The organism is Rhizobacter fulvus (assembly GCF_964020785.1).
Genome location: NZ_OZ224516.1, coordinates 1,849,615 through 1,873,816, shown reverse-complemented (window position 1 = coordinate 1,873,816; position 24,202 = coordinate 1,849,615). Strand labels below are relative to the sequence as shown.

The following is a 24,202-nucleotide window of genomic DNA, read 5'->3' as shown; positions in this document are numbered from 1 at the left end:
AGGAGAACGACGCCATGAACGCACGCGACCCCCTGCTGCCCGTGCAGCCCGACGAAGCCGATGCCATCGCCCAGTACGCGAGCCGGATGTGGGACGAGGAGATCGTCCCGAAGATCACCGACTACATCGCGATCCCGGCCAAGAGCCCGATGTTCGATGCCGACTGGGCCGCGAACGGCCACCTCGAGAAGGTGATCCGCGACGCCGCGGCCTGGGTCGAAAGCAAGAACGTCGCCGGCCTGAAGCTGGAGGTGGTGCGCATCGAGGGCCGCACGCCGGTGATCTTCTTCGAGGTGCCGGCGACCAAGCCCGGCAGCACCGACACGATCTGCCTCTACGGCCACCTCGACAAGCAACCCGAGTTCAACGGCTGGCGCAACGACCTGGGCCCGTGGACGCCCAAGTACGAGAACGGCCTGCTCTATGGCCGCGGCGGCGCCGACGACGGCTACGCGGTCTATGCCTCGCTCACCGCGATCATGGCGCTCGACAAGCAGGGCATCCCGCGGCCGCGCTGCGTCGGCATCATCGAGAGCTGCGAGGAAAGCGGCTCGTTCGACCTGCCGGCCTACATCGACGCGCTCAAGCCGCGCCTGGGCAACGTCAGCCTGGTCGTCTGCCTCGACAGCGGCGCCGGCAACTACGACCAGCTCTGGCTCACCACCAACCTGCGCGGGATGGTCAGCGGCGTGCTGAAGGTCGAGATCCTGACCGAAGGGGTGCACTCGGGCGATTCCAGCGGGCTGGTGCCGTCCAGCTTCCGCATCCTGCGCCAGGTGCTGGACCGGCTCGAAGACAGCAAGACCGGCGACCTGCTGCCGCAAAGCTTCCACTGCGAGATCCCGGCCGACCGCATCGAGCAGACCCGCACGACCGCGGCGATCCTCGGCGACGGGGTCTGGAAGCGCTTCCCGTGGGCCTGCGGCGCCGACGGCACGGTCGCGCTGCCGACCACGACCGACCCGACCCAGGCGCTCCTGAACCGCACCTGGAAGCCGACGCTGAGCGTGACCGGCGCCGACGGCTTTCCGGAACTGAAGAACGCCGGCAACGTGCTGCGCCCCTACACCGCGTTCAAGCTCAGCCTGCGGCTGCCGCCGCTGATCGACGGCAACGAGGCCGCGCTGAAGCTGAAGGCGCTGCTCGAGGACAACGCGCCGTACAACGCCAAGGTCACGTTTTCGCCCGACGGCCGCGCCGGCGCGTTCGGCGCAACCGGCTGGAACGCGCCCAGCCTCGCGCCGTGGCTGGAGAGCGCGCTGAACACGGCCTCGCAGGCGCACTACGGCGCGCCGTGCGGCTACATCGGGCAGGGCGGCACGATCCCGCTGATGAGCATGCTGCAGAAGAGCTTCCCGGCCGCCCAGATGATGGTCTGCGGGGTGCTCGGCCCGAAGAGCAACGCGCACGGCCCGAACGAGTTCCTGCACGTGCCCTACGGCAAGAAGCTCACCGCGGCCGTCGCGCAGGTGATGGCCGCCTGCCCCTGAACGACGGCCCGGGCGCCGCGCCCGGGCTCAGCCGCTGCGGCTGCGCCGCAGCACCAGCAGCGCGAAGCACGCGGCACTGGCGGCGAGCGCGAACAACGCCAGCGGCTGGGCCAGTTCATGCAGCGCGTCGAGCGCGTCGGCGGCGAACCACCGCGGCGCCTCGGCCATCCAGGCGATCGCCGCCTCGGCGCTGCCGCGGGGCGTCGGCGGCTTGCCGTGCAGCATCGCCAGGCCGGCCTGACGGCCGAGCGCGCTGAGCGTGTCGCCGACGATCGTGATGCCGTACAGCGTCGCCAGCAGCTTGTGTCCGAGCGCCAGCACCAGCGCCAGCACCGGCATGCCCCAGCGCTTGAGCCAGGCCGAGGCGGCCATCGTCGCGAGCAGCAGCGGCATCAGCCAGAACAGCGCCAGCAGCACGCCGAGCAGGCCGCGCAGCAGGCCGGTGAGGCCGACGGCCAGCAGCGTCCCCCACGGCAACGCCAGCGCCTGCGCGCTGCCGAACACCTTCCAGAGCAGCGCGAAGCCGATCGCGTAGCTGAACGCGGCCCCGATCGCGAGCGCGAGCAGCGGCACCACGACCAGGTGCATCAGCAGCGGCGCCGCGACGCTGGCGCTGTGACTCGTCGGCAGGGACAGCCAGAACTCGATCGAGCGGTCCTGGCGGTCGCGCCGCGCCAGCCCCGGCGTCTGGAAGAGCAGCGCGATCGCGGTGATGCCGAGCACCAGCGCCGGCACGCCAAACATCGCCGCGAGCATCATGCCGACCGCCGGCAGCGGGCCGAGCTCGCCGGGGCCGAACTCGACCGTGCCGAACGGCACGACGAGCAGCAGGATCAGCGGTGGCGCGAGCATCAGCGCGAGCCAGCCGCGGTGGTGCTGCATCCATTCGCGCAGCAGCAGGGTGTTGAAGCGGGAGGCGGTGGTCATGGTGTGAGCGGCGGCCATTCAGCCCACCGTCCGGTTCATTTCGGGAGCGCGGGTGAGGGCGACGAACAGGTCGACCAGGCTGGGCTGGAAGCGCTGGCCCAGCGCCGCCACGTCGGCCGGCGGCGGCCCGTCGAACAGCGCCGCGGCCTGGCCCTGCTGGCGGTAGCGCAGCAGCGGGTGCGCCGCGGCCACGCGGTCGGCCGCAGCGGCGTCGTGGCTCAGGCCGACGAAGCGCTGGTCCATGTCGACCAGGCTGGTCGCGAGCACGACGCGGCCTTCGTTGAGCATGATCACGTCGCTGAGCAGCGGCTGGATTTCCTCGACCTGGTGCGTGGAGATCAGCACGCTGCGCTCGCCGTCGCACCACTCGTCGACCAGCATCTCGTAGAACGACTTGCGCGACAGGATGTCCAGGCCGAGCGTCGGCTCGTCGAGCACCATCACGCGCGCGTCGACCGCGGCGATCAGCGCCAGATGCACCTGCACCACCATGCCCTTCGACAGCGTCTTGACCTTGTCGCGCGGGCCGATGCTGGTGCGCTTGAGCAGCGCCCGCGCGCGCTCGGCCGAGAAGCGCGGGTGCAGCCCGCTCATCAGCGTGATCAGCTGGTCGACGCGGGCCCAGCGCGGCAGCACCGCCACGTCCGGGATGTAGCACAGCGACTCCAGCATCGCGACGCGCTCGCGCTGCGGCGCCAGGCCGAGCACGCGCAGCTCGCCGCTGCACGGCACCAGGCCGACCAGCGCCTTCATCAGCGAGGTCTTGCCGGCGCCGTTGTGGCCGAGCAGGCCGACGACGCGGCCGGGCGGGATGGCGAAGTCGATGTGGTCCACGGCGGTCTTGCTGCCGTATTGCACCGTCAGGCCGCGGGCTTCGATCAGGGGCGTGGTCATCAGGGTGTCCAGTTCAGTTCGTCGGGGCCGATGCCGAGCTGGCGCAAGCGCGCGCGCAGCAGCGGCCATTCTTCGTTCAGGAAGCGTTCGCGCTCGGCGCTGCGCAGCCGCGAGCGCGCGCCGGTCTGCACGTACATGCCGACGCCGCGCCGGCTTTCGACCAGGCCGTCGTCGACCAGCATCTGCAGCGCGCGGCCGACCGTCAGCGGGTTGATCAGGTAGCGGCTCGCCAGCGCGCGCACCGACGGCATCGCCTCGCCCTCGGGCGGGTCGCCGGCCAGCAGCTGGCCGGTCAGGCGGTCCGCCAGCTGCCGGTAGATCGGCGCGGTTTCGTTCCAGGTGTGCATGTCGTCCGTTCAGTGTGTTACTGATGTAGGACACTGTAGCGGCGGCCCGAGACCCGTGCCCGTGCTTTGCGACAGGCTGCAGCAGCGGCCGACGAACCGCAATGGCGGCGCCGTTCAGACGGGCAGTTTCAGCAGCCTGCGCGCCACCGCCTCCGCGACCTCGATCCCGTCGACCCCGGCCGACATGATCCCGCCGGCGTAGCCTGCGCCCTCGCCGGCGGGGTACAGGCCCTGCACGTTCAGGCTCTGGAAATCGCGCCCGCGCGTGATCCGCAGCGGCGACGAGGTGCGGGTCTCGACGCCGGTGAGCATCGCGTCGGACATCGAGAAGCCGCGGATCTGGCGCTCGAACGCCGGCAGCGCCTCGCGGATCGCGTCGATCGCGTAGTCGGGCAGCGCGGCGTGGCCGGGCGCGCCGAGGTCGGTCGGCTTCACGCCGGGCTTGTACGACGGCAGCACGCTGCCGAACGCCGTCGATCGCGTGCCCTGGAGGAAATCGCCGACGAGTTGGCCGGGCGCCTCGTAGTTGCCGCCGCCGAGCTCGAACGCGCGCGATTCCCAGAAGCGCTGGAACGCGATGCCGTCGAGCGGATTCACCGGGCCGTCGGCGCGCCCGTCCTGCCGGTAGTCCTGCGGCGCGATGCCGACGACGATGCCGGCGTTGGCGTTGCGCTCGTTGCGCGAGTACTGGCTCATGCCGTTGGTGACGACCCGGCCGGGCTCGGAGGTGGCCGCCACCACCGTGCCGCCCGGGCACATGCAAAAGCTGTAGACCGAGCGGTCATTCTGGGCGTGGTGGACCAGCTTGTAGTCGGCCGCACCGAGGATCGGGTGGCCCGCGTTCGGCCCGAAGCGCGCACGGTCGATGATCGACTGCGGGTGCTCGATGCGAAAGCCGATCGAGAACGGCTTCGGTTCCATGAACACGCCGCGTGCGTGGAGCATCTCGAAGGTGTCGCGGGCGCTGTGGCCGAGCGCGAGCACGACGTGCTCGGCGGCGATCTGCTCGCCGCCGGCCAAGGTGATGCCGCGCACCGCGCCGCCCTCGATCAGCAGGTCGGTCACGCGCTGCCCGAAGCGGATCTCGCCGCCCAGCGCCTCGATTTCCGCGCGCATCTTCTCGACCATGCCGACCAGCCGGAACGTGCCGATGTGCGGCTTCGCGACGAACAGAATTTCTTCGGGCGCGCCGGCCTTGACGAATTCGTTCAGGACCTTGCGCGTCAGGTGCCGCGGGTCGCTGATCTGGCTCCACAGCTTGCCGTCGGAGAAGGTGCCGGCGCCACCCTCGCCGAACTGCACGTTCGACTCCGGATTCAGGACGTTCTTGCGCCACAGGCCCCAGGTGTCCCGGGTGCGCTCGCGCACGGCCTTGCCGCGTTCGAGGACGATCGGCCGCAGGCCCATCTGCGCCAGGATCAGTGCCGCGAAGATGCCGCAGGGGCCGAAGCCGATCACGACCGGGCGCGGCTCGCGCGGCCAGTCGACCGGCGCGTGGCCGAGGAAGTGGTAGGCCGTGTCCGGCGTCGGCCGGATGTGCGGCTGGCCGGCCAGCCTGGCGAGCACGACGGCCTCGTCGCGCACCTCGCAATCGACGGTGTAGATCAGCACGATCGCGGCCTTCTTACGCGCGTCGTAGCTGCGCTTGAAGACGGTGAACGCGGACAGCGCGTGGTCGGCGATGCCCAGCCGCGCGACGATCGCCGGACGCAGGGCGTCGTCGGCGTGGCCGAGCGGCAGGCGCAGTTCGGTGATGCGCAGCACGTCAGGGAGCGAGGGTCGTCAGCATGAGCCCGCTATTGTCGCCGTGCCATGGAAAAGGCCGCCCGCAGGCGGCCTGTGTCGCGTGTTGCGCGCGGCGGCGATCAGCTCGCGTCGCGGGCGAACTTCGCCTTGACGCGCTGCGCGAACGTCGCCGAGGCGGCGTGCTGGTTGGCTTGGCGAGTCAACGAGGCCACGTCGTCGTAGTCGGTGCGTTGCAGCGTGCCGGCGCGGGCGGCTTGCAGCACCTCGTCCTTCACCTCGCTGCGGGCCAGCGTCGAGGTCTCCAGGACCTGCGTGCCGAACGGGTTGTAGGTGCGGTTCGCGTCGGGGCCGACCAGCGCCTTGCGGGCCTGCTTGGCCTCCGCCAGCTCGACGGCGACTTGCTGGCGCGTCACGGTCGACGCGACGGCTTGCGGGCGGTACGAACCGACGTCGTAGTCGGTGCGGCGCAGCGTGCCGTTGGCGATGGCTTGCTGGGTTTCGGCATTGACCTGCGCGCGGGTCATCGGCGCTTCGTCGGCGAACGCCAGCGAGCTGATCAACGAGACGGCGACGGTGGCGGCATAGAGGAACTTGCTGTTCATGGTGATGACTTTCGATCCAATGTGATTGACGTTCCGGGCAGGGCGGCGGTTGTTGTTCGGTGCCGTCTTGTCCAACCTCGGTGAGGTCTTCCTCATCGATGGGATGAACTGTAGGCATTGCCGAAGCATCAATAAACAGCGTATGGTTCAATTGCACATTGCTGAAATAGAAACAAAGCCGGGAGTTGCACATGGACCGACTGCATTCCATGCGGGTGTTCTCGCGGGTCGTCGACGAAGGCAGCTTCGCCCGGGCCGCCCGTGAGCTGAACCTGTCCCCCGCGGTCGTGACGCGGCTCGTCGCCGACCTCGAGGAGCACCTGGGCTCGCGGCTGATCAACCGCACGACGCGCCGCCTGTCGCTCACGGACACCGGCGAGCTCTACCTCGAACGCGTCCGCCACATCCTGACGGAAGTGGAAGAGGCCGAGGCCCTGGCGACGGCCGCCACCGCCGAGCCGCGCGGCCACCTGCGCGTGCTGTGCCCGCCGGCCTTCGCGGTGCACCAGATCGCCAAGCACCTGCCGAAGTTCCGCGCGCTCTACCCGCGCGTCTCGATCGAGCTGTCGGTGCCGGGGCCGGTCGAGACGGTCGACGAGAACTTCGACGTCAGCATCCTCACCGAAGGCCGGCGCCCGCTGGATGGCAACTTCATCGCGCGGCGGCTGGCGCGTTCGGAAGTCGTGCTCTGCGCGTCGCCCGAATACCTGGACAAGCGCGGCCGGCCGCAGCACCCCAAGGACCTGGAGAGCCACGAATCGATGGTGCCGCCGTTCCTGCGCGAACTGGTGCTGGAAACCGGCGCCGGCGGCGACGACGAGCCGCCCGGCGAGTCGTACACGCTGGTGCCCAAGCGTTCGGGGCTCAGCACCATCCACACCGACACGATGTACGCGGCGGCGCTGGCCGGCCTGGGCATCACCGGGCTGCCGTCGTTCGTCGCCGAGGATGCGCTGCTCGAGAACGCGCTGGAGCGCGTGCTGCCGCAGTGGCACCTGTTCACGACCACGCTCTACGCCGGCATGCCGACCCGCAAGCACGTGCCTGCGCGCACCCGGGTGTTCGTCGACTTCCTGGTCAAGACCTTCGGCGGCGAGGAGCGCGACCCGTGGCTGATCGCCGCTGGCTGCGAGACCCAGCCGCGGCCGAAGAAGGGCGCGCCGGTGCAGGCGTCGCTGGAGTTGACGGCATGAGCAACTATCGGTTTCTGACCCTGGCCCTGGCGGCCGCGCTCGGCGGCGCGATGGCGCGTGTCGAAGCCGCGCCGCCGAACCAGTGCGTGGTGAACGGGACGGTCACCTATCAGCAGGGGCCCGGTTCCTCGGGCCAGATCCGCAAGCAGCCGACGCTCGAAGAACTCAACGCCGCGGAGAAACAGCGGCGTGCCGCGGCCCTGCTCAACTGCCCGGGCGTGAAGATGGACGGCGACCACGACGGCGTCCCGTGCGAGAAGCAGTGGTGCGCACGCTGACGCGCGCCGGCTAGTAGAACCCTTCGATACGCTCTGCCCCCATCAGCGGCTCCAGCAGCCGCGACAGCGGCCGCAACGCGTTGTAGCGCGACGAGACCTTGTGCGCGTAGTTGAAGAAGCGCGGCAGGTCGGTGCTGTAGTTCGGCTTGGCGTCGCGGTGCTTCAGGCGGCAGAAGATGCCGAGCACCTTGAGGTGGCGCTGCAGGCCCATCCACTCGACCTGACGCCAGAACTCGCCGAAGTCGTCGGGCAGCTCGAGGCCGGCCTTGCGCGCTGCCTGCCAGTAGCGCACCGCCCAGTCGATCTCGAGCTCCTCGTCCCACGAAATGAACGCGTCGCGCAGCAGGCTCGCCAGGTCGTAGCTGATCGGGCCGCGCACCGCGTCCTGGAAGTCGAGGATGCCGGGATTGTTCTCAGCCGTGACCATGAGGTTGCGCGGCATGAAGTCGCGGTGCACCGCGACGGTGGGTTGCGCGAGCGCGCTGGCGACCAGGGCGTCACAGGCGGCGGCCCAGGTCTGCTGCTCCTCGGCCGTCCAGGTGACACCGCACTCGCGGGTCACGCACCAGTCGGGGAAGAGCTGCAGCTCACGGCGCAGCAGCGCGTCGTCGTACGGCGGCAACCCGCTCGCGTCGGCGCGGGTCTGCCACTGGACGAGCGCGCGGATCGCGTCGCGCATCAGGCTCTCGCGCCGCGCGGCGTCGTCGCGCGCGACCGCCTCGTTGAGCGCGTTCAGGTAAAGCGTGCTGCCGAGGTCGGTGAGCAGCAGGAAGCCGTGGTCGGCATCCTGTTCGAGGACGCTCGGTGCATGAAGCCCGGCACGCTCGAGCAGTGCGGCGATCGCGACGAACGGCCGCACGTCCTCCTGCGGCGGCGGGGCGTCCATGACGATGAAGCTCGCGCCGCGACCGTCGATCCGGAGGTAGCGCCGGAAGCTGGCGTCGCTGGAGGCGGCGCGCAGCGTCCCCGTATCGAGGCCGTGCGCTGGCGCAACGCGCGCCAGCCAGGCGTCGAAGGCGGAGTGGCGGGCAGCATCGGGCCACGCAACGGCGGTGGCGGACGCGGGGGAACTCGGGGTGCTCAATCGGTGGTGTCGCTGGAGGGCTCGTGGATAATCGATTCTACAAACCACACTGCCCCGGGCAGCCTGGGTGACGGCACGCCGCCATCACTGCGGCGCGCCACGGCCGGCGACTCCCCAACGCTCTCGATCGTCACTCCTTGGTGCTGCACTCCCGACCCCGCCTCGCGCGCCCGCTCCTGACGCCACTCGCGGCCGCGCTGGCCGCGGCGCTCGCGGCGCCGGTGTGCGCGCAGGACCGGGGTCCGGACGAGCCGATCGAGCTGCGCGCCTCGCCCGCGCTGCAGCCGCCGGTACGTGGCGAAGCCGCCAACCGGCTGCCGATCATCCTGAACGCGCAGTCGGTGAGCGGCAGCCCCGAGCTCGACGCGGTCGCCGAGGGGAACGTCGAATTCCGCCGCAGTGGCACGGTGATCCGCGCCGACAAGCTGCGCTACGAGCAGGTCGACGACCTCGCGACCGCGCTCGGCCATGTGCGCATCAGCCGCGACGGCAATGTCTACAGCGGCCCCGAGCTGCAGCTGAAGGTGCAGCGCTTCGAGGGCTTCTTCCGCAACCCGACCTACTACTTCGCGCGCACCGGCGCGGGCGGCACGGCGCAGCGCATCGACTTCCTCGACGAGCAGCGCGCGACCGCAACCGCCGCCACCTACACGAGTTGTCCCGCCGACGACGCCGGCAGCGGTCCGGCGTGGCTGCTGACCACCGACAAGGTGCACCTCGATTTCGCCACCAACGAGGGCATCGCCGAGGGCGGCGTGCTGCGCTTCTATGGCGTGCCGATCCTGGCGGCGCCGCGCCTGAGCTTTCCGCTCACCGACGACCGCAAGTCGGGTTGGCTGCCGCCGAGCATGGGGCTGGATTCGAAGAGCGGTTTCCAGTTCTCGATGCCGTACTACTGGAACATCGCGCCGAACCGCGACGCGACAATCACGCCGGCGATCAGCACGCGGCGCGGGCCCTCGGTGGAAACCGAGTTCCGCTACCTCGAGCCGAACTACGCCGGCGAGGTCAAGCTCAACCTGATGCCGAACGACCGCGTCACCGGCAGGGAGCGCTATTCGCTGGCGGCCGCGCACGACAGCGACTTCGGCGACGGCCTGCGCCTGCAGATGCGCGCGCTGCGCGTCTCGGACGACGACTACTGGAAGGACTTCCCGCGCGACGTCTCCTCGAGCCTGACGCCGCGCCTGCTGCCGTCCGATTTCCAGGTCAGCCGTCCGTTCGGCGACTGGACCACCTATGCCCGGGTGCAGAAGTGGCAGGTGCTGCAGACGGTCGACCCGACCACGCGCATCGAGGCGCCGTACGAGCGGGCTCCGCAGCTCGGCGCGCGCTACGGCGGGCGCTTCGGGCCGGGGCTTGAAATCGGCTTCGAGACCGAGTTCAATCGCTTCACCGACCCCATCAACGCGTCGCTCGTGCCGCGCCCCACCGGCAACCGCGTGCATGCGCTGGGCAGCGTCGCGTGGCCGTACGTCACGCCGGGCTGGACGCTGACGCCGAAGATCGCGTTCAACGCCGCGTCGTACGCCGTCGACCAGCCGCTCGGCGTCGCGACCGGCGCGGCGAACGGCTCGCGCGTCATCCCGACCGTGAGCCTGGACAGCGCCTGGGTGTTCGAGCGCGACACCCGCATCTTCGGCAAGGCGATGCGCCAGACACTCGAGCCGCGTCTGCTGTACGTCAACACGCCGTACCGGGACCAGAGCGGGCTGCCGAACTTCGACGCGTACGCGAAGGACTTCAACTTCGACTCGATCTTCACCGAGAACGCGTTCTCGGGCGTCGACCGTGTCTCGGACGCGCACCAGGTCACTGCCGGCGTCACCACCCGCTTCATCGACCCCGACACCGGCGCCGAGCGCCTGCGCCTCGGGCTCGCGCAGCGCTACCTGCTGCGCGATCAGCTCGTGACGCCCGACGGCCAGCCGCTGACCCAGCGCTTTTCCGACCTGCTCCTGCTCGGCTCGACGACGGTGATCCCGTCGTGGTCGCTCGACGCCTCGGTGCAGTACAGCCCGGACAGCAACCGGGTCTCGCGCTCGGTGATCGGCGCACGCTACTCGCCCGGTCCGTACCGCACGATCAGCGCGACCTATCGGCTGACCCGCGGCCTCAGCGAGCAGGTGGAGCTCGGCTGGCAGTGGCCGCTCTACGGCCCGACGCCGGATGCCTCGCGGCCGCGCTCGACCGACGGCAGCGGCTGCCAGGGCAGCTGGTATGGTGTCGGGCGCGTCAACTACAGCACGCTGGAGCGCCGGCTGGTCGATGCGGTGGTCGGCGTCGAGTACGACGCGGGGTGCTGGATCGGCCGCGTCGTCGCGACGCGCCAGTCCACCGGCCTGTCCGAAGCCACGACCCGATTGCTGTTCCAGCTGGAACTCGTCGGCCTGTCCCGACTCGGAAGCAACCCGCTCCAGGTCTTGAAGGACAATATCCCCGGTTACAAGCTGCTGCGCGAAGGCCGTGCGGTGGCGCCAGCGTCGAGTGCCTATGACTGAATTCTCGTTCTTCCGCCGCGCTGCCCTGCGCACCGCGAGCGTGCTCGCGCTGTGCCTGACCGTGCCGCTCGCGCCCGCGCAGACCCGATCGTCGTCTGCGCCGAGCATGGCCGACTACATCGTCGCCATCGTCAACCAGGAGTTGGTCACCAACGGCGAGTTGCAAGCCCGGCTGGCGCGGATCCGCGAAGAGGCGGCGCGCACCAACCAGACCCTGCCGCCGCCGGCCGAACTGCGCAAGCAGGTGCTCGATGCGCTGATCGACGAACGCGTGCAGGTCACCAACGCCCGCGAGACCGGTCCGAAGATCGACGAGGCCGAGGTCGACCGCGCGGTCGCCAACGTCGCGGTGCAGAACCAGATGACGATGCCGCAATTGCGGGCACGATTGCAGCAGCAGGGGATGGCGTACAGCACCTTCCGCAACAACGTGCGCGACCAGCTGGCGGTCGAGCGCGTGCGCGAGCGGGAGGTCAACCAGCGCATCCGGATCACCGACAGCGATATCGACGCGCTGATCGAGCAGCGCCGCGCCGCCAGCGGCAACGGCGTCCAGTTGAACCTGGCGCAGATCCTGGTCACGGTGCCGGAAAACGCGAGCGCGGAGGTGGTCGCGCAGCGCCGCGCGCGGGCCGAGGCGGCGCTCGCGCGGGTGCGCGGCGGAGAGGATTTCATCGCGGTCGCGCGCGAAATCTCCGAGGACGGCAACAAGGCGCAGGGCGGCGTGATCGGCCTGCGCCAGGCCGATCGCCTGCCGGACGTGTTCGTCGAGGCGGTGCGCGGGCTGAAGTCGGGCGAAATCGCGCCGACCTTGCTGAAGAGCGGTGCCGGCTTCCACGTGCTGAAGGTGATCACGCGCCAGGAAGGCGCGGCGTTCTCGGTGCAACAGACGCATGCGCGCCACATCCTGCTGCGCGTCTCGCCGCAGTTGTCGGCCGAGGCCGCGGGCCGGCGCCTGGCCGAGTTCAAGCGCCAGATCGTCGCGGGCACCAAGTCGTTCGAGCAGCTGGCACGCGAGAACTCCGAGGACGGCTCGGCGCAGATCGGCGGCGACCTGGGTTGGACTTCGCCCGGCACGTTCGTGCCCGAGTTCGAGGAAACGATGAACGCCCTCCCGATCAACGGCATTTCCGAGCCGGTGCTCTCGCGCTTCGGCGTGCACCTGATCCAGGTGCTGGAGCGGCGCGAAGTGCTGCTCGATGCGAAGCAGCAGCGCGAGCAGGCGCGCAACGTGCTGCGCGAGCAGAAGTTCGAAGCCGCCTACCTCGACTGGGTGCGCGACCTGCGCGGCCGCGCCTACATCGAGATGCGCGAAGCGCCGCAGTGAGCACTTGAAACACATCGCGCGGAAGCGCTTCGGGCAGCATTTTCTGACCGATGGCGCGATCATCGACGCGATCGTCGACGTGATCGATCCGCAGCCCGGCGAGGTCCTGGTCGAGATCGGGCCAGGCCTGGGCGCGATGACCGATCCGCTGGTCGCGCGCTGCAAGACGCTGACGGTCATCGAACTGGACCGCGACCTGGCCGCGCGCCTGCGCCGCCGCCCCGAGCTCACGGTGATCGAGTCCGACGTGCTGCAGGTCGACTTCGCCGCGCTGGCCGAGCAGCACGGCCAGGCGCTGCGCGTGGTCGGCAACCTGCCGTACAACATCTCGACGCCGATCCTGTTCCACCTGCTCGGCGCGGCCGACCGCGTGGTCGATCAGCACTTCATGCTGCAGAAGGAAGTCGTGGACCGGATGGCCGCCGAGCCGGGCGGCAAGGACTACGGGCGCCTGAGCGTGATGCTGCAGTGGCGCTACGCGATCGAATCGGTGCTGGACGTGCCGCCCGAGTCGTTCGACCCGCCGCCGCGGGTCGATTCGGCGATCGTGCGGATGCGCCCGCTGCGGCCCGCCGCGCCGGTCGACGCGGCGCTGCTCGAGGAACTGGTGCGGGTCGCGTTCTCGCAGCGTCGCAAGGTGTTGCGCAACACGCTCGGCCGCTGGCTCGACGAGCGTGGGTATGCCGGCGACTTCGCCCTGCAGCGGCGGGCCGAGGAGGTGCCGGTGGCGGAGTACCTCGCGCTCGCTGCCGCGCTGGCGGCGCAATAGCAAAGCCCCGCGCGGCGTGAGCCGGGCGGGGCAGCGATTTCAGACGCCGGATGCGGCCTGTGCCGCCTGTCCGGCGACGCGGCTCACGCCGCGTTCAGCCACATCGCGGTATCGAACGCGCTGCTCATCATCGGCATGTTCATGCCGAAGGTGCTGTTGGCGGCGCTCTTGGCGGCCGGCTTGGCGGGCTTGTCTGCCACGGCGGGGGTCACTTCGGTAGCCCGCTCCCAAGACGCGAGGTCTTGTGAGCGGGCTACTGAAAAGAATAGAAGCACCTGAACGGTATTTTTCGCTCCGCCCAGAAGTCCGCCGCGTCGCGGAACACGTCGAGCAGCTGCTCGCGCGCCTCGCGGTCGAAGCGCGGGTTGTCCGGCAACTGCTCCAGCACCACCACGAAGCCGGGCTGCGCGCCGGACTTGTGAACCAGGTCGGTCATGCAGTCGTAGAGCGCGTCCAGGTTCTTGCCGAAGTGCGCCGGAAACATGAAGGCCTGGGCGATGCCTTCGAGGACGTCCTGCTTGGACTGGGCCGCGGTCAGGTTCGCATAGAGGAAATGCTGCTCGGCGCCTTGCGCCGCCTGCATCAGATCTTCGACGCGAAACGCGCGGATCGATTGAACAATGTTCGGACGGACTGTCTGCAACAGCATGGTCACGTTCCTCCTCGTGTCAAAAAACAAAAACGTTGCGGCCGGTCACTGCACGATGCGTCGGAACGACGTGTAGTGGTCGGCGGTGTAGAAACAGGCGTCGGGGCGTGTCGCCGGCACGCCGCCGCAGACGATGCGCCGCGCGCCGCGGTCCCGCGCCCCCGGGGTCTCGACCGTGTACTCGTGGTAGTAGCCGCGTGGCTTGCCCGGCAGCGCCCGCTCACGGTTAGCGAACACTGCGCCGTCCTTGCGATGCGGAAAGGGCCCCCCAGCGTGGATCAACCGGTGGGTCGCCTGCGCCTCGGCCGGCAAACTCGCCAACGCCACCGCAGACACCGTCTCCGGCCGTGAGCCCCTGGCCTGAACCGAACCGGCCATCAGGACCGCGCCTGCCAGTGTGACCAACAGCCCCGTCTTGTGCAGGGCTTGCCACCACGGTGGCCGACCGGAGAGAAACACGGGAAATCCCTGAATTCAGAAGCCGCGATGTTACCGAATCGGGCCGGAAACCTCAAGCGCCTGCCTCAAAATGGGGCAATCGCGGACCCGGCTTTGTGGGCGCTCACTCTGCTTTTCGGCTATTTCCGGCCGTTATGCGGGGCGAAATTCACCCCCCGTCAACTGGACGCTCGCCCCGAAAGGGCGTGCTGACAAACCCTTCGGGTTTTCCCGGTCATTGGCCGAAGGGTGTTTTTCGGCTCAGCGCGCGGCGTTGGCGTCCGCGACGGTGAGCGCGGTCATGTTGATGATTCGGCGCACCGTCGCCGACGGCGTCAGGATGTGCACCGGCTGGGCCGCCCCGAGCAGCACCGGACCGATCGCAATGCCGCCGCCGGCCGCGGTCTTCAGCAGGTTGTAGCTGATGTTGGCAGCGTCGATGTTCGGCAGCACCAGCAGGTTGGCTTCGCCGGTCAGCGCGCTGTTCGGCATGATGGTCTTGCGGTACGCGCCGTCCAGCGCGGTGTCGCCGTGCATCTCGCCGTCGACCTCCAGCCAGGGCGCCTGCTGCTGCAGCAACGCCAGCGTCTCGCGCATCTTCACGGCCGACGGCTGGTTGCTCGAGCCGTAGTTGCTGTGCGAGAGCAGTGCCGCCTTCGGCTGCAGGCCGAAGCGCATCATTTCCTCGGCCGCCATCACGGTGATCTCGGCCAACTGCTCGGCGGTCGGGTCGTAGTTGACGTGGGTGTCGACCAGCATCACCTGCCGGCCCGGCAGCACCAGGCCGTTCATGCAGGCGTAGGTCTTGGAGCCCTCGCGCTTGCCGATCACCTGGTCGATGTAGTGCAGGTGCAGCGCGGTTGTGCCCCAGGTGCCGCACAGCATGCCGTCGACCTCGCCGGTCTTGAGCAGCATCGCGCCGATCAGCGTCAGGCGCCGGCGCATTTCGATCTTGGCGAGCTGCGCGGTCACGCCCTTGCGCTCGGTCATGCGGTGGTAGGTCTGCCAGTAGTCGCGGAAGCGGTGGTCGTTCTCGGTGTTGACGAGGTCGTAGTCGGTGCCGGCGGTCAGGCGCAGGCCGAACTTCTCGATGCGCTGGGCGATCACCTCGGGGCGGCCGATCAGCGTGGGCCGCGCCAGGTTCTCGTCGACGACGACCTGCACCGCGCGCAGCACGCGTTCCTCTTCGCCTTCGGCATAGGCCACGCGCTTGTGCGCCGCGCGCTTGGCCATCGTGAAGATCGGCTTCATCGTCGTGCCCGAGGCGTAGACGAAGGTCTGCAGCTTCTCGCGGTAGGCGTCCATGTCCTCGATCGGGCGCGCGGCGACGCCCGAGTCGGCCGCGGCCTTCGCCACAGCCGGCGCGATCTTCATCATCAGCCGCGGGTCGAACGGCTTCGGAATCAGGTTCTCGGGCCCGAAGCTCAGCGACGCGCCCGCGTAGGCCGCCGCGACCACCTCGTTCTGCTCGGCCTGCGCGAGCTCCGCGATCGCGTGGACCGCCGCGATCTCCATCTCGATCGTGATCGTGGTCGCCCCGCAATCGAGCGCGCCGCGGAAGATGTACGGGAAGCACAGGACGTTGTTGACCTGGTTCGGGTAGTCGCTGCGGCCGGTGGCGATCAGCGCGTCGCTGCGCACCTCCTGCACCTCTTCGGGCAGGATCTCGGGCGTCGGGTTCGCGAGCGCGAAGATCATCGGGTTCGGCGCCATCGTCGCGACCATCTGCTTCTTCAGCACGCCGCCGGCGGACAAACCGAGGAAGATGTCCGCGCCCTTGATCACGTCGGCCAGCGAGCGCGCATCGGTCTTCTGCGCGAACTGGACCTTGTCCTCGTCCATCAGTTCGGTGCGGCCCTCGTAGACCACGCCGGCCAGGTCGGTGACCCAGATGTTCTCGCGCGGCAGCCCGAGCTTCATCAACAGGCCCAGGCAGGCGAGCGCCGCGGCGCCGGCGCCCGAGGTCACGAGCTTGACCTGGTCGATGCGCTTGCCGGCGACCTTCAGCGCGTTCAACAGCCCGGCGCCGACGACGATCGCGGTGCCGTGCTGGTCGTCGTGGAAGACCGGGATCTTCATGCGCGCACGCAGCTGTCGCTCGACATAGAAGCAATCGGGCGCCTTGATGTCCTCGAGGTTGATGCCGCCGAAGGTCGGCTCCAGCGCGGCGATGTGGTCGACCAGCTTGTCGAGGTCGTTCTCGGCGATCTCGATGTCGAACACGTCGATGCCGGCGAACTTCTTGAACAGCACGCCCTTGCCTTCCATCACCGGCTTGCTCGCGAGCGGGCCGATGTTGCCCAGGCCGAGCACCGCGGTGCCGTTGGTGATCACCGCGACCAGGTTGCCGCGCGAGGTGTACTTGAACGCCGCGGCCGGGTCGGCCACGATCTCCTCGCACGCGAACGCGACGCCGGGCGAATACGCCAGGGCCAGGTCACGCTGGTTCACCATCTGCTTGGTCGCATGGATGGCCACCTTGCCGGGCGTCGGAAACTGGTGATAGTCGAGCGCGTCGCGGCGAAGTTCAGCGGCCTTCTGTTCGGCGTTGGTGGACATGCGGTTGTCTCGGTGATGGTTGTCGGAGCCGCAGCGCATGCCAAGCACGCACGCCCGCGGGCCGATGATTGTAGAAGTCGGGCGCGCCGCGCGGCGCCGCGGCGGGCCACGCGGATAATGCCGATGCCGCATGTGCGCAGGTTCGCGCCGCATGCCGGCCTCCCTTCCACCCACCGACCCATCGCGATGTCCCTCGGCGAGTTCGACCTGATCGCGAAGTACTTCACCCGCACCGTCACGCGCGCGGCGCTCGGCGTCGGCGACGACTGTGCGCTGTTCGCGACCTCGCCGGGCATGCAGCTCGCGGTGTCGAGCGACATGCTGGTCGAAGGCCGCCATTTCCTGCCGACCGTCGACCCCGAACGCCTGGGTCACAAGGCGCTGGCAGTGAACCTGAGCGATCTGGCGGCGTGCGGCGCGAAGCCGCTCGCGTTCACGCTCGCGCTGGCGATGCCGCGCGTCGACGAGCGCTTCCTCGAAGGCTTCGCACGCGGCCTGCTCGCGCTGGCCGACGCGCACGGCTGCGAGCTGATCGGCGGCGACACCACGCAAGGCCCGCTGAACCTGTGCATCACGGTGTTCGGCGAAGTGCCGCAAGGCCAGGCGCTGCTGCGCTCCGGCGCGCAGGCGGGCGACGACCTGTACGTCAGCGGCACGCTGGGCGATGCGCGGCTCGCGCTCGAGGCGTTCCGCGGCACGGTCGCGCTCGCGGGCGATGCGTTCGAGCGGGTGCGCGTCGCGATGGAGCGGCCGCAGCCACGGGTGGCGCTGGGTCTCGCGCTGCGTGGGATGGCGACGAGTGCGATCGATGTCTCCGACGGGATGCTCGGCGATCTGGCGCATGTGCTGCGGCGCTCGGCGCTCGGTGCCGAAGTGAATGTCGATGCGCTGCCACGCAGCTCCGCGCTGCGCGCGCTGCCGTTGGCGCTGCAGCGCACCTGCACGCTGGCGGGTGGCGACGACTACGAGCTGGTGTTCACCGCAGCGCCGGCACGCGCCGCGCAGGTCGACGCGGCGGCGCAAGCCGCGCAGGTCCGCGTCACGCGCATCGGCCGCGTCGTCGCCGAGGGCGGCCTGCGCCTGCTCGACGAGGCCGGCGCCATCGTGCCGAACACGTTCGGCTCCTTCGACCACTTCAAGGCATGAGCGATCCGACGCCTTCGCTCAATCCGCCGCTCCCCATCGCGGCGCGCAAGCCGACCTGGCGCTTCCTGCTCGCGCACCCGGCGCATGCGATCGCGCTCGGCTTTGGCAGCGGGCTGTCGCCGGTCGCGCCGGGCACGGTTGGCACGTTGTGGGCGTGGGTCGCGTTCCTGGTCCTGCAGCCGCACATGACCGATCTGCGCTGGGCGCTGCTGATCGGCGTCGGCAGCCTGGTCGGCTGGTGGGCCTGCACGGTGACGGCGCGCCATCTCGCGGTCGCCGACCCGGGTGCGATCGTCTGGGACGAGGTGCTCGCGTTCTGGCTCGTCTTGTGGCTGGTGATGCCGGCCGGTCTGTGGGCGCAGGCGGTCGCCTTCCTGCTGTTCCGCGCGTTCGACGCGGCCAAGCCGGGCCCGGTGGCCTGGGCCGACAAGCTGTTCAAGCTGAAGCGCGGCATGCCGATCGGCTGGGCGCAGGGCTTCGGCATCCTGCTCGACGACTTCGTCGCCGCGCTGTGTGCGCTGTTCCTGATCGCGCTGTGGAGGTTCGTATGAGTGACGTCGAACCACTCGTGCTCGCGCTCGCCGACGCCTTGCGTGGGCGCGGGCTCAAACTCGTGACCGCCGAGTCGTGCACCGGAGGGATGATCGCCGCCGCCTGCACCGCAGTCGCCGGCTCGAGCGACTGGTTCGAGCGCGGCTTCGTGACCTACTCGAACGAGGCCAAGGCCGAGGCGATCGGCGTCGATGCCGCGCTCGTCGCCGCGCACGGCGCGGTCAGCCGCGAGGTGGCGCTGGCAATGGCGGAGGGCGCGCTCGCGCATTCGGCGGCGCAGCTGGCCGTCGCGGTCACCGGCATCGCCGGGCCGACCGGCGGCACGCTCACCAAACCGGTCGGCACGGTCTGGCTGGCCACCGCCCGCGCGGGCGAGGCCACGCGTGCCGAGCTGCTGCAACTCCACGGCGACCGCGCGGCGATTCGCGCGGAAACGGTGCGCCACGCGTTGCAACGGCTGATCGAGCGCGCGAACGGCGCTGGCTGACGGCGATGGCGATCCTCGTCGCGGCCGGGTTCGACGCTGCCGACTGGGCGGCGTGGTGGCCGCTGCTCGAGGCGGCACTGCCGGGCGAGCGCCTGCTGCGCGATCTGCACGGCGTGTCGCCCGACCAGATCGACGTCGCGCTCGTCGCCAACCCGCCGGTCGGCAGCCTGCGCGGGCTGCCGAACCTGCGGCTGATCCAGTCGCTGTGGGCCGGCGTCGACCGCCTGCTCGACGACGCCAGCGTGCCGGCCGACGTGCCGCTCGCCCGGATGGTCGACCCGGCGATGAACGAGACGATGGCGCAGACCGCGCTGTGGGCGGTCGCGAGCCTGCAGCGCGGCTTCTTCGACTACGCGGCGCAGCAGCGTGCCGGCGTGTGGCGGCAACATGGGCTGCGGCGTGCCGACGAGTTCGCGGTCGCGGTGCTCGGCACGGGCCAGATGGGGCGCGCGGCGGCGCGGCGGCTGACCGAGCAGGGGCACCCGGTCGATGTCTGGAGCCGCGACGCCGGGCCGCTCGAGGCGGTGCTCGCGCAGGCCGACGCGGTCGTCAACCTGCTGCCGCTGACGCCCGCGACGCGTGGGCTGTTCGATGCGCGGACCTTCGCGCAGATGCGGCGAGGCGCGAGCTTCGTGAACCTCGCGCGCGGCGCGCACGTCGTCGAGGGCGACCTGCTCGCCGCACTCGCCAGCGGCCACCTGCGCCACGCGGTGCTCGACGTGTTCGCGACCGAGCCGCTGCCCGCCGGCCACCCGTTCTGGTCGCATCGGTCGATCACGGTGCTGCCGCATGTCGCGGCACCGACCGATCCGCGCAGCGCCGCGCTGATCGCCGCGCGCAATGTCGCCACGCTGCGCCGCGGCGAGCCGCTGCAGCACGTCGTCGACCGCACCCGCGGCTACTGAGATCAGGCCTGCAGCGCGAGCCGCTGCACCACGACCCGCCCGCGCGCGCCGGCGGACGCCGCCGAGGTGTGCTGCAGCAACATCAGGACCAGGCGGCGCAGGCCGTCCCACGGGTCCTGCGGCCAGTCGGGGTGCTTGAGGCCCTTGACCAGGCCGTCGCAGATCTGCGCCGCGTCGAGCAGGTGCGCGACCGTGTGATCGGTCAGCATCGGCACGACGCGTTCGAACAGGCGCTCCTTCGCGCCCCAGACGCGGCCTTCGCGCAGCGCCATCGGCAGCGGCTTGCCGGCGGCCACCGCGTCCTTCACGCGCTTGAGGGCGCGGATGTCCTCGGTCAGCGTCCAGTGCACCAGCACCGCGGCCTCGCCCTCGGCGTGCAGGCCATCCAGCATGCGCAGCGCGCGGGCGACCTGGCCGGCCAGCACCGCTTCACCGAGCTTGAACACGTCGTAGCGCGCCACGTTCAGCACCGCCGATTCGATCTGCTCGAAGCCGAGTTCGCCAGCCGGGTAGAGCAGCCCGAGTTTCTGGATCTCCTGGTGTGCGGCGAGCAGGTTGCCCTCGATCCGGTCGGCGAAGAACGCGAGCGTGCGCTGCCCGTCCTCGCCGCCGACCACGCGCTGGCCCTGCTGCGCGAGCCGCTGGGCGATCCACTGCGGCAGCGCCTTGCGGTCGATCGGGTCGACCCGCACGGTGACGCCGGCGCCGTCCAGCGCCGTGAACCACGCGCTGCCCTGCTGGGTGCGGTCGAGCTTGGGCAGTTGCACCAGCGTGACCACGTCGTCGCCGAGCGAATCGCAGTAACGCTGCAAGGCCTCCGAGCCCTCCTTGCCCGGTTTGCCGGACGGGATGCGGATCTCGATCAGCTGGCGCTCCGAGAACAGGCTCATCGCCATCGACGCGCCGAGCAGCCCGCTCCAGTCGAAGTGCGCGCCGGCGACGGTGTGCACCTGGCGCTCGCTGCAACCGCTCGCGCGTGCCGCGGCGCGGATCGCGTCGCCGGCTTCCTGCGCCAGCAGCGGTTCGTCGCCCCACACGGTGTAGATCGGGCGCAGCCCCTTTTGCAGGTGCGCGGTCAGTTGATCGGCGCGGATCTGCATCAGAAGGTCTGGACGGAGGCGAGGCGCCGCATCACCTGCGACACGATGTCGGTCTGCATCGCGCGGTACAGGAAGTTCTCTTCCTGCTCTTTCGCGAGCGCGGCGCTCTCGGTGTAGCTGAGGTCGCGGTTCTGAAGAATCTCGGTCTCGGGGATCAGCTCGCGCCCGTTGACGCTGCGCAGGCGGAATCGGAAGCGCTCGCGCAGCTGGAACTCCGTGACCTGCCCGACCGCGCCGCTGGCGACGACGACCTTCTCGCGCACGTCCTCGATCGCCTCGAGCACGACCTGCGCCTGCGCGATGCCCTCGACGACCAGCGTGGTCGTGCTCGCGTTGATGTTCATCCGCAGTTCGTCGGCCAGCGGCGAGCGGCGCGGGAAGTTCGCGAGCTGGATGGTGCGGAACTTCAGCTCCGGCGCGCGCCGCAACTCGAAGCCGCAACCCGCCAGCGGCAGCAGCGCCGCGAGCAACAGGTGGCGGCGGAGGGGATTCGTCGGCATCGCGCTCAGACGACGATGTTCACGAGGCGACCGGGCACGATGATCACCTTCTTCGCGCGCTTGCCTTCCGCGAACTTGATGAAGTCCGGGCTGTGCGTCGCCGCGTGCTCGATCGTGTGCTTGCCGGCATCGGCCGCGACGCGGATCGATCCGCGCAGCTTGCCGTTGACCTGCAGCATCAGCTCGATTTCGCTCTGCTGCAGCGCCGCGTCGTCGACGCTCGGCCAGGGCGTGTCGAGCAGGTCGCCCAGCGCGGCCTTGAAGCCGAGCTCGCCCCACAACGCGTAGGTGATGTGCGGCGTCGCCGGATACAGCACCCGCAGCAGCACGCTCAGGCCCTCGCGCAGCGCGGCGGCGTCGGCGGGTGTGTGGGCGAGCTTGGCGCCTTCGAGCGCGTTGAGCAGCTTCATCGCACCCGAGGCGACGGTGTTGTACTGCAGCCGGTCGTAGTCGTGGCTGATCTGGCGCAGCAGCAGGTGGACCTCGCGGCGCAGTTCCTTGGCGGCGTCGCTCAGGCCGGTGAAATCGCTGCCGGCCGCGCGGACCGCGTCGGCATGCCGGACGCCGAAGTTCCACAGCCGGCGCAGGTAGCGGTACGAGCCTTCCGCGCCCGAGTCGGACCAGGCCGCGCTCTGGTCCGGCGGGCCGGCGAACATCGTGAACAGACGCGCGGTGTCGGCGCCGAATTTCGCGATGATGTCGCGCGGCTCGACCACGTTGTTCTTCGACTTCGACATCTTCTCGATGCCGCCGAGCTGCACCTGCCGGCCATCGGCGTTCAAGGTCGCGCCGGTCGGGTGACCCTTCTCGTCGACCTGGACCGTCACCTCGCTCGGGTAGAACCAGACGCGCTTGCCGTCGCTGCCTTCCTCGCGGTAGAACGACTCGTTCAGCAGCATGCCCTGGGTGAACAGCTTGGTGAACGGCTCGCCATGGTCGACCAGCCCGAGGTCGCGCATCGCCTTGGTCCAGAAGCGCGCGTACAGCAGGTGCAGCACCGCGTGCTCGATGCCGCCGATGTACTGGTCCATCGGCGTCCAGTAGGCGTTGCGCGCGTCGACCATCGCGTCATGGCTGTCCGGGCAGGTGTAGCGCATGAAGTACCAGGCCGAGTCGACGAAGGTGTCCATCGTGTCGGTCTCGCGCCGCGACGGCTGGCCGCAGGTCGGGCAATCGACGTTCAGGAACTTCTCGCTCTTGTTCAGCGGGTTGCCGGAGCCGTCGGGGATCAGGTCCTCGGGCAGCACGACCGGCAGGTCCTTCTCGGGCACGGGCACCACGCCGCACTTGGCGCAATGGATGATCGGGATCGGCGTGCCCCAGTAGCGCTGGCGGCTGATGCCCCAGTCGCGCAGGCGCCAGGTCGTCTTCTTGCCGCCCAGGCCCTTGTGGTGCAGCGCGCTCGCCACCGTGTCGATCGCGACCTGGTAGGGCAGGCCGCTGTAGATGTCGGAGTTGATCGTCACGGCGCGTTCGCCGCTGGTGTCCTTCAGGCCGTACCACTCCTGCCAGTGGTCGTAGGTGAAGTGCGGCTCGCCATCGACGTGGATCACCTGCAGGATGTCGATGCCGTACTTCTTCGCGAACGCGAAGTCGCGCTCGTCGTGCGCCGGTACGCCCATCACGGCGCCGTCGCCGTAGCCCATCAGCACGTAGTTGCCGATCCACACCGGGATCGACTCGTGCGTCAGCGGGTGCTCGACGACCAGGCCGGTCGCGATGCCCTTCTTCTCCTGGGTGGCCAGTTCGGCTTCGGTCGTGCCGCCGGCCTTGCACGCCTCGATGAACGCGGCGATGGCCGGGTTGCCCGCGGCGGCGTGCAGCGCCAGCGGGTGCTCGGGCGCGACGGCGCAGAAGGTCACGCCCATGATCGTGTCGGCGCGGGTCGTGAAGACCCACATCCGGCCGTCGCCGATCAGGTGGCCGTCAGGGCCCGCGATCTTGTGCGTGAACGCGAAGCGCACGCCCTCGCTCTTGCCGATCCAGTGCTCCTGCATCAGCCGCACGCGCTCGGGCCAGCCGTGCAGGTAGCCGGGCGCAGCGGGGTCGGCCACGTTGGCCAGCAGCTCGTCGGCGTACTGCGTGATCGCGAGGTAGTAGCCGGGGATCTCGCGCTTCTCGACAATCGCGCCGCTGCGCCAGCCGCGGCCGTTCTCGACCTGCTCGTTCGCCAGCACGGTCTGGTCGACCGGGTCCCAGTTGACGACTTGCGTCTTGCGGTAAGCGATGCCCTTCTCGAGCATCTTCAGGAAGAACCACTGGTTCCACTTGTAGTACCCTGGGTCGCAGGTCGCGATCTCGCGGGTCCAGTCGAACGCGAGGCCGAGCGGCGCGAACTGCGCCTTCATCTCGGCGATGTTGCTGCGCGTCCAGGCCGCAGGCGGCACGTTGTTGGCGATCGCCGCGTTCTCGGCCGGCAGGCCGAAGGCGTCCCAGCCCATCGGCATCAGCACGTTCATGCCTTTCATGCGCAGCTGGCGCGTGAGCATGTCGTTGATCGTGTAGTTGCGCACGTGGCCCATGTGCAGCTTGCCGCTGGGATAGGGCAGCATCGAGCAGGCGTAGAACTTCGGGCGTTTCGGATCCTCGACGACGCGGTACGCATCGGCGGCGGTCCACGCCGCCTGTGCGGAACGCTCGATCTCGTCGGGTTTGAAGTCGGGAGTCATGAAGTTGCGCCACCGGGCGCCTGAAACGATTGAGGACGA

Annotated in this window: 22 protein-coding genes; 10 read left to right on the top strand and 12 right to left on the bottom strand. The window is 69.8% G+C overall.

Annotated elements, in window-relative coordinates:
• Window positions 1–14 precede the first annotated feature (14 nt).
• On the top strand, window positions 15–1,490 hold the full coding sequence (locus ACWH49_RS08955; RefSeq protein ID WP_448171142.1) for a M20 family metallopeptidase: 1,476 nt from the start codon (window positions 15–17) through the stop codon (window positions 1,488–1,490).
• A gap of 27 nt (window positions 1,491–1,517) precedes the next feature.
• Here ACWH49_RS08955 and ACWH49_RS08950 read toward each other — a convergent pair whose 3' ends face one another.
• From ACWH49_RS08950 to ACWH49_RS08930, 5 genes are all read right to left on the bottom strand, one after another.
• On the bottom strand, window positions 1,518–2,417 hold the full coding sequence (locus ACWH49_RS08950; RefSeq protein ID WP_448171141.1) for a hypothetical protein: 900 nt from the start codon (window positions 2,415–2,417) through the stop codon (window positions 1,518–1,520).
• Window positions 2,418–2,435: 18 nt separating this feature from the next.
• On the bottom strand, window positions 2,436–3,311 hold the full coding sequence (locus tag ACWH49_RS08945; protein WP_448171140.1) for an ABC transporter ATP-binding protein: 876 nt from the start codon (window positions 3,309–3,311) through the stop codon (window positions 2,436–2,438).
• Window positions 3,311–3,658: a GntR family transcriptional regulator gene (locus ACWH49_RS08940; RefSeq protein WP_056466469.1), complete on the bottom strand. Its 348-nt coding sequence runs from the start codon at window positions 3,656–3,658 to the stop codon at window positions 3,311–3,313. The genes ACWH49_RS08945 and ACWH49_RS08940 overlap by 1 nt, the downstream gene beginning before the upstream one ends.
• A 114-nt stretch (window positions 3,659–3,772) precedes the next feature.
• A complete protein-coding gene (locus tag ACWH49_RS08935; RefSeq protein WP_448171139.1) occupies window positions 3,773–5,422 on the bottom strand; it encodes an NAD(P)/FAD-dependent oxidoreductase in 1,650 nt (549 codons plus the stop codon).
• A gap of 101 nt (window positions 5,423–5,523) precedes the next feature.
• Entirely contained in the window at window positions 5,524–6,006 is a 483-nt protein-coding gene (locus ACWH49_RS08930) for a DUF4148 domain-containing protein (RefSeq protein WP_448171138.1), read from the bottom strand.
• 191 nt (window positions 6,007–6,197) lie between these two features.
• Between ACWH49_RS08930 and ACWH49_RS08925 the strand changes: the two genes are divergently transcribed.
• Together ACWH49_RS08925 and ACWH49_RS08920 are read left to right on the top strand one after the other, a co-directional pair.
• A complete protein-coding gene (locus ACWH49_RS08925; RefSeq protein ID WP_448171137.1) occupies window positions 6,198–7,199 on the top strand; it encodes a LysR family transcriptional regulator in 1,002 nt (333 codons plus the stop codon).
• A complete protein-coding gene (locus tag ACWH49_RS08920; protein ID WP_448171136.1) occupies window positions 7,196–7,477 on the top strand; it encodes an excalibur calcium-binding domain-containing protein in 282 nt (93 codons plus the stop codon). The genes ACWH49_RS08925 and ACWH49_RS08920 overlap by 4 nt, the downstream gene beginning before the upstream one ends.
• Before the next feature lie 10 nt (window positions 7,478–7,487).
• Here ACWH49_RS08920 and ACWH49_RS08915 read toward each other — a convergent pair whose 3' ends face one another.
• On the bottom strand, window positions 7,488–8,561 hold the full coding sequence (locus ACWH49_RS08915) for an aminoglycoside phosphotransferase family protein (RefSeq protein ID WP_448171135.1): 1,074 nt from the start codon (window positions 8,559–8,561) through the stop codon (window positions 7,488–7,490).
• A gap of 140 nt (window positions 8,562–8,701) precedes the next feature.
• On the opposite strand from ACWH49_RS08915, the gene ACWH49_RS08910 reads away from it, so the two are divergent.
• The 3 genes from ACWH49_RS08910 to rsmA are packed head-to-tail and all read left to right on the top strand — an operon-like array spanning window position 8,702 to window position 13,158.
• A complete protein-coding gene (locus tag ACWH49_RS08910; protein WP_448174331.1) occupies window positions 8,702–11,062 on the top strand; it encodes an LPS-assembly protein LptD in 2,361 nt (786 codons plus the stop codon).
• Window positions 11,055–12,389: a peptidylprolyl isomerase gene (locus tag ACWH49_RS08905; RefSeq protein WP_448171134.1), complete on the top strand. Its 1,335-nt coding sequence runs from the start codon at window positions 11,055–11,057 to the stop codon at window positions 12,387–12,389. Before ACWH49_RS08910 ends, ACWH49_RS08905 begins: the two co-directional genes overlap by 8 nt.
• A gap of 4 nt (window positions 12,390–12,393) precedes the next feature.
• Window positions 12,394–13,158, top strand: coding sequence for a 16S rRNA (adenine(1518)-N(6)/adenine(1519)-N(6))-dimethyltransferase RsmA (gene rsmA / locus ACWH49_RS08900; protein WP_448171133.1), 765 nt, complete (start codon window positions 12,394–12,396; stop codon window positions 13,156–13,158).
• Between the two features lie 253 nt (window positions 13,159–13,411).
• Here rsmA and ACWH49_RS08895 read toward each other — a convergent pair whose 3' ends face one another.
• From ACWH49_RS08895 to ACWH49_RS08885, 3 genes are all read right to left on the bottom strand, one after another.
• Window positions 13,412–13,807, bottom strand: a complete 396-nt coding sequence (locus ACWH49_RS08895; protein WP_082549086.1) for a barstar family protein — start codon at window positions 13,805–13,807, stop codon at window positions 13,412–13,414.
• A 45-nt stretch (window positions 13,808–13,852) separates the two neighbouring features.
• Entirely contained in the window at window positions 13,853–14,185 is a 333-nt protein-coding gene (locus ACWH49_RS08890) for a ribonuclease domain-containing protein (protein WP_448174330.1), read from the bottom strand.
• Between the two features lie 321 nt (window positions 14,186–14,506).
• The gene (locus tag ACWH49_RS08885) at window positions 14,507–16,804 is read right to left on the bottom strand and encodes an NADP-dependent malic enzyme (protein WP_448171132.1); all 2,298 of its coding nucleotides are present in this window, start codon (window positions 16,802–16,804) and stop codon (window positions 14,507–14,509) included.
• Between the two features lie 186 nt (window positions 16,805–16,990).
• Here ACWH49_RS08885 and thiL point away from each other — a divergent pair, with 186 nt between their 5' ends.
• Genes thiL through ACWH49_RS08865 form a run of 4 tightly spaced genes read left to right on the top strand, consistent with a single transcriptional unit; the run spans window position 16,991 to window position 19,894 of the window.
• A complete protein-coding gene (gene thiL, locus ACWH49_RS08880) occupies window positions 16,991–17,950 on the top strand; it encodes a thiamine-phosphate kinase (protein ID WP_448171131.1) in 960 nt (319 codons plus the stop codon).
• Window positions 17,947–18,501, top strand: coding sequence for a phosphatidylglycerophosphatase A family protein (locus tag ACWH49_RS08875; protein WP_448171130.1), 555 nt, complete (start codon window positions 17,947–17,949; stop codon window positions 18,499–18,501). The genes thiL and ACWH49_RS08875 overlap by 4 nt, the downstream gene beginning before the upstream one ends.
• On the top strand, window positions 18,498–18,989 hold the full coding sequence (locus ACWH49_RS08870) for a CinA family protein (RefSeq protein WP_448171129.1): 492 nt from the start codon (window positions 18,498–18,500) through the stop codon (window positions 18,987–18,989). The genes ACWH49_RS08875 and ACWH49_RS08870 overlap by 4 nt, the downstream gene beginning before the upstream one ends.
• Before the next feature lie 5 nt (window positions 18,990–18,994).
• Window positions 18,995–19,894: a 2-hydroxyacid dehydrogenase gene (locus tag ACWH49_RS08865; protein WP_448171128.1), complete on the top strand. Its 900-nt coding sequence runs from the start codon at window positions 18,995–18,997 to the stop codon at window positions 19,892–19,894.
• Window positions 19,895–19,896: 2 nt separating this feature from the next.
• On the opposite strand, the gene holA is transcribed toward ACWH49_RS08865, so the two are convergent.
• The 3 genes from holA to leuS are packed head-to-tail and all read right to left on the bottom strand — an operon-like array spanning window position 19,897 to window position 24,163.
• Complete coding sequence (gene holA, locus ACWH49_RS08860) at window positions 19,897–20,994, bottom strand: DNA polymerase III subunit delta (protein ID WP_448171127.1); 1,098 nt, start codon at window positions 20,992–20,994, stop codon at window positions 19,897–19,899.
• Window positions 20,994–21,494, bottom strand: a complete 501-nt coding sequence (locus tag ACWH49_RS08855; protein WP_448171126.1) for an LPS-assembly lipoprotein LptE — start codon at window positions 21,492–21,494, stop codon at window positions 20,994–20,996. The genes holA and ACWH49_RS08855 overlap by 1 nt, the downstream gene beginning before the upstream one ends.
• Before the next feature lie 5 nt (window positions 21,495–21,499).
• Window positions 21,500–24,163 (bottom strand): leucine--tRNA ligase, encoded by a 2,664-nt coding sequence (gene leuS, locus ACWH49_RS08850; protein ID WP_448171125.1) that lies wholly within the window; start codon window positions 24,161–24,163, stop codon window positions 21,500–21,502.
• Between the last annotated feature and the right edge of the window lie 39 nt (window positions 24,164–24,202).

Coding starts and splice junctions, on each gene's coding strand:
- ACWH49_RS08955 (WP_448171142.1), top strand. CDS start 15: ATGAACGCACGCGACCCCCTGCTGCCCGTGCAGCCCGACGAAGCCGAT.
- ACWH49_RS08950 (WP_448171141.1), bottom strand. CDS start 2,417: ATGACCACCGCCTCCCGCTTCAACACCCTGCTGCTGCGCGAATGGATG.
- ACWH49_RS08945 (WP_448171140.1), bottom strand. CDS start 3,311: ATGACCACGCCCCTGATCGAAGCCCGCGGCCTGACGGTGCAATACGGC.
- ACWH49_RS08940 (WP_056466469.1), bottom strand. CDS start 3,658: ATGCACACCTGGAACGAAACCGCGCCGATCTACCGGCAGCTGGCGGAC.
- ACWH49_RS08930 (WP_448171138.1), bottom strand. CDS start 6,006: ATGAACAGCAAGTTCCTCTATGCCGCCACCGTCGCCGTCTCGTTGATC.
- ACWH49_RS08925 (WP_448171137.1), top strand. CDS start 6,198: ATGGACCGACTGCATTCCATGCGGGTGTTCTCGCGGGTCGTCGACGAA.
- ACWH49_RS08920 (WP_448171136.1), top strand. CDS start 7,196: ATGAGCAACTATCGGTTTCTGACCCTGGCCCTGGCGGCCGCGCTCGGC.
- ACWH49_RS08905 (WP_448171134.1), top strand. CDS start 11,055: ATGACTGAATTCTCGTTCTTCCGCCGCGCTGCCCTGCGCACCGCGAGC.
- ACWH49_RS08895 (WP_082549086.1), bottom strand. CDS start 13,807: ATGCTGTTGCAGACAGTCCGTCCGAACATTGTTCAATCGATCCGCGCG.
- ACWH49_RS08890 (WP_448174330.1), bottom strand. CDS start 14,185: ATGGCCGGTTCGGTTCAGGCCAGGGGCTCACGGCCGGAGACGGTGTCT.
- ACWH49_RS08885 (WP_448171132.1), bottom strand. CDS start 16,804: ATGTCCACCAACGCCGAACAGAAGGCCGCTGAACTTCGCCGCGACGCG.
- thiL (WP_448171131.1), top strand. CDS start 16,991: ATGTCCCTCGGCGAGTTCGACCTGATCGCGAAGTACTTCACCCGCACC.
- ACWH49_RS08875 (WP_448171130.1), top strand. CDS start 17,947: ATGAGCGATCCGACGCCTTCGCTCAATCCGCCGCTCCCCATCGCGGCG.
- ACWH49_RS08870 (WP_448171129.1), top strand. CDS start 18,498: ATGAGTGACGTCGAACCACTCGTGCTCGCGCTCGCCGACGCCTTGCGT.
- ACWH49_RS08865 (WP_448171128.1), top strand. CDS start 18,995: ATGGCGATCCTCGTCGCGGCCGGGTTCGACGCTGCCGACTGGGCGGCG.
- holA (WP_448171127.1), bottom strand. CDS start 20,994: ATGCAGATCCGCGCCGATCAACTGACCGCGCACCTGCAAAAGGGGCTG.
- ACWH49_RS08855 (WP_448171126.1), bottom strand. CDS start 21,494: ATGCCGACGAATCCCCTCCGCCGCCACCTGTTGCTCGCGGCGCTGCTG.
- leuS (WP_448171125.1), bottom strand. CDS start 24,163: ATGACTCCCGACTTCAAACCCGACGAGATCGAGCGTTCCGCACAGGCG.